This is a genomic window from Planktotalea sp. (assembly GCF_039984035.1).
Classification (GTDB): Bacteria; Pseudomonadota; Alphaproteobacteria; order Rhodobacterales; family Rhodobacteraceae; genus Planktotalea.
Genome location: NZ_JBDWVM010000226.1, coordinates 1 through 3,577, shown reverse-complemented (window position 1 = coordinate 3,577; position 3,577 = coordinate 1). Strand labels below are relative to the sequence as shown.

The 3,577-nt window shown below is 53.1% G+C and carries 5 protein-coding genes; 2 read left to right on the top strand and 3 right to left on the bottom strand.

Translation table 11 applies throughout. The features are described 5' to 3' along the window. Together ABJQ89_RS10290 and ABJQ89_RS10285 are read right to left on the bottom strand one after the other, a co-directional pair. On the bottom strand, positions 1 to 216 hold a 216-nt coding region (locus ABJQ89_RS10290; RefSeq protein WP_348496151.1), incomplete at its 3' end, for an FAD-dependent oxidoreductase. A 15-nt stretch (positions 217 to 231) separates the two neighbouring features. Next, positions 232 to 747 (bottom strand): hypothetical protein, encoded by a 516-nt coding sequence (locus ABJQ89_RS10285; RefSeq protein ID WP_348496150.1) that lies wholly within the window; start codon positions 745 to 747, stop codon positions 232 to 234. A gap of 117 nt (positions 748 to 864) precedes the next feature. On the opposite strand from ABJQ89_RS10285, the gene ABJQ89_RS10280 reads away from it, so the two are divergent. Continuing rightward, on the top strand, positions 865 to 1,869 hold the full coding sequence (locus tag ABJQ89_RS10280; protein ID WP_348496149.1) for a hypothetical protein: 1,005 nt from the start codon (positions 865 to 867) through the stop codon (positions 1,867 to 1,869). Between the two features lie 142 nt (positions 1,870 to 2,011). Then, a complete protein-coding gene (locus ABJQ89_RS10275) occupies positions 2,012 to 3,301 on the top strand; it encodes an O-acetylhomoserine aminocarboxypropyltransferase/cysteine synthase family protein (RefSeq protein ID WP_348496148.1) in 1,290 nt (429 codons plus the stop codon). A 63-nt stretch (positions 3,302 to 3,364) separates the two neighbouring features. On the opposite strand, the gene ABJQ89_RS10270 is transcribed toward ABJQ89_RS10275, so the two are convergent. Next, a partial coding sequence (locus tag ABJQ89_RS10270) for an SIMPL domain-containing protein (RefSeq protein WP_348496147.1) occupies positions 3,365 to 3,577 on the bottom strand: 213 nt, incomplete at its 5' end.

Below are 3,577 nucleotides of genomic sequence, written 5' to 3'. Positions count from 1 at the left end.
CAAAAAGAACGCCTCCGACGCGCGCGTCAGCGCTCTAATCGACGCAGGACCATAGCTTGGCGCAAAGATCGCAGCGGAGCGGCCCGTCGTGTGATAGCCCGCTTGGCTTTCCATTTCGAGCAACGCCACAGACTTACCTGCTTGCGCCAAATGTGCGGCAACGGACGCGCCAGCGATACCGGCGCCAATCACCGCAATCTCAAAGCCTCGGGTCATTTTGGGCGGTCTTCCTTATGGTATGAGAATATTCTCTCGCAACAACGTGACTGATTGCACCGTGAGGTTATCCAACAACACATCAACGCGCACAGATTTTACGCTGCCAAGCTCGTAGCGTTTAAAGGTCATCAAGGCCTCATTGTCGATCAGCGAATTGGGTTGCTGATACTTCATATGACACTCAGGCATTTCCAATTCTTTCAACGGCTCATCGTTGATCGAGTATTTCGCGGCCTTCAAACCACAACGCCAGCTGAAAACATGGGAGAAATAGACCAGGTCCTGACCATCGTATTCACGCACGGCGGCCCAGTTTTTCTTGGTCATCTCTAAAATGGGACCAACCTCAGCCGCAGTCGTAAACTTACCTTGTGGTGTTTGATCTTCGGGCGTGAGGCCCGTTAAATCGAAACTATCGGCGCCCGCAGTGTCTTCTCCACTGGTTACATCGCTTGATCCAAAACCGCTTTGTGCGCTCACAGGGCCTGCTAAAAGCAAAGCGCCCAAAACCAGAGCCATCGTTTTCATAATCTGTCTCCCAAAATCAAACTTTAACAAATCTTTTCCCACTACTGCTTTGCTGTTCTGGAAATTAAGCAAGTTGCAGCGTAATATCAGACAAACCCGCGGGCAGATGGGGCTACCATGGCAAAGAAGAGCACTACAAATCCATCCTTAAATGTGATGATCGTCGTTCAAAATGGGCGCCTCGCGTATGAGGCTGCGCTTTTTGCGGCCTCTTTGCGCCACAGCAATCCTGATTTTCAGGGGCGCCTGTTTTACGCCGAGCCCATGCCCGGCCCCCTTTGGAGCCGTGATCCCCGTCTGCCAGAAGGTGAATTGCGGGACTTATTGACCAATCTGGGCGGCGAATTTGTGCAATTCGAAAACAAGGTTTTTGGTCAAAGCTACCCCTATGGCAACAAGATCGAAGCGTTAACCGCGCTCCCGAAAGGTGAGCCATTCATTTTCTTTGATACAGACACGCTGATCACCGGCGATCTCAGCACCATCCCCTTTGATTTCGCGCGCCCATCTGCATCTTTGCGCCGCGAAAACACTTGGCCCGTTCTCGAACTCTATGGCCCCGGCTATGCGCAAACTTGGAAATCGCTTTATGACAAATTCGGGCTCGATTTCGACAATGCGCTCGATCTGAGCAAGCCGGACGAATACTGGCGACGCTATCCTTACTACAACGCGGGCTATTTCTTTTATAAATGCCCCCACGCCTTTGGGGCGCGTTTCTTGGAATATGCAACAGCAATCCGCGATGATGCACCCGAAGAACTCGTGTGCCAAACGCTTGACCCTTGGCTTGATCAGGTTGCCTTGCCCTTGGTCATTCATAGCTTTGGCGGCGGCAAGGACACCATTCCGCGTGGAATGCTCGATGGCACGATCAGCTGTCACTATCGTTTTCTTCCACTGCTTTATGCTCGTGAAGAACAGCATGTGATCGATGTGCTCCACGAGGTCGCCGCACCGAATAAGGTCAAGAAAGTGCTCAAAGGATCTGAAGCCATCAAGCGTATGGTCTATCAAGGACGCGGCGATAAGGTGCGTGCGATGTTTGATCAAGACAACTTGCCTCGCAAAGAACAAGCTCTGCGCAACCAGATCAAGAAGGCCGGTTTCTGGATGCGTTGAGCACCATCAGATAATCTGCGAACAAATGTTTCGGTCCGCCCCACATCAACAAAACACATGTTCTCACTTTCTCTAACAACGTTGTGAGAAGGCGAACATTGACCTAAAGGTAGTCCTAACGATTTTAACGGGAGGATTTTCCATGACTGACGGCCCAAGCTACGGCTTTGACACCCTACAAATTCACGCAGGCGCACGTCCCGATCCGGCAACCGGCGCGCGCAACACGCCGATCTATCAAACAACGGCCTATGTGTTTCGCGATGCAGAGCACGCAGCAGCGCTCTTCAATTTGCAAGAAGTGGGTTACATCTATTCCCGCCTGACAAACCCGACGGTTGCCGTTCTTCAAGAACGCATTGCGACCCTTGAAGGCGGCGCAGGTGCTGTTTGCTGCTCGTCCGGTCACGCAGCGCAGATCATGGCCCTCTTCCCGCTGATGCGCCCCGGCATGAACGTTGTCGCCTCCACCCGTCTATATGGCGGTACGATCACGCAATTCAGCCAGACGATCAAACGCTTCGGTTGGGAAGCGAAGTTCGTTGATTTCGACGATGAGGATGCGTTGAAGGCAGCCATCGACGATAATACGCGCGCTGTTTTCTGTGAATCCATCGCCAACCCGGGCGGTTACATCACCGATCTGGATGCAATTTCCGCGATTTCAGACGCGGCAGGGGTTCCACTGATCGTCGACAACACCTCAGCGACGCCCTACCTGTGCCGCCCTATCGAACATGGTGCGACTTTGGTTGTGCACTCCACCACCAAATACCTGACAGGCAACGGCACGGTCACAGGTGGCTGCGTTGTCGATAGCGGCAAATTTGATTGGAGTGCCTCGGACAAGTTCCCATCCCTGAGCGAGCCAGAACCAGCCTATCACGGCCTCAAATTTGCAGAAACATTCGGCCCGTTAGCTTATACGTTCCACGGCATTGCGATTGGTCTGCGTGATCTTGGCATGACGATGAATCCGCAAGCTGCGCACTACACTTTGATGGGTATTGAAACGCTGTCCTTACGTATGGATCGCCATGTTGAAAACGCGATAAAAGTGGCCAGCTGGCTCGAGACCAACCCCAACGTCGAATACGTGACTTATGCGGGTCTGCCATCGTCCCCCTACAACAACCGCGTTGAGAAAATTTGCCCGAAAGGCGCTGGTGGACTGTTCACCTTTGCTCTGAAATCTGGCTATGACGGATGCGTTAAGCTTGTGAATAGCCTCGAGATTTTCTCACATGTGGCCAACTTGGGCGATACGCGTTCGCTTGTCATCCACTCAGCCTCTACGACACACCGTCAGCTCTCACCAGAGCAGCAAGAAGCCGCAGGCGCGGGTCCAAATGTGGTGCGTATTTCTATCGGTATTGAAGATGCGGACGATCTGATTGCAGATCTCGATCAGGCGATCAGCGCGGCATCCTAATGCTCAGAACACAGTGACCGAAAGGCCCGATGATTGCGTCGGGCCTTTTGCATTTAGCGGCTGTTACTCGGCTATTTCGAATATCAGCTTGATCCGTGCGCTTTGCGTGACTTCGCCCTGCGCAATGGGAACGCCGCCCGAACGTGACACCGCCATTTCCATGACCGGTGCGGGGTAATGCGCACCGCCGCTTGTATCTTCACTGATCAGAGCCAAGCGCCCCAATGATACCCCCGCAGCCAAGGCATAAAGCTCTGCCTTGCGCTTGGCATCCAC

Coding starts and splice junctions, on each gene's coding strand:
- ABJQ89_RS10285 (WP_348496150.1), bottom strand. CDS start 747: ATGAAAACGATGGCTCTGGTTTTGGGCGCTTTGCTTTTAGCAGGCCCT.
- ABJQ89_RS10280 (WP_348496149.1), top strand. CDS start 865: ATGGCAAAGAAGAGCACTACAAATCCATCCTTAAATGTGATGATCGTC.
- ABJQ89_RS10275 (WP_348496148.1), top strand. CDS start 2,012: ATGACTGACGGCCCAAGCTACGGCTTTGACACCCTACAAATTCACGCA.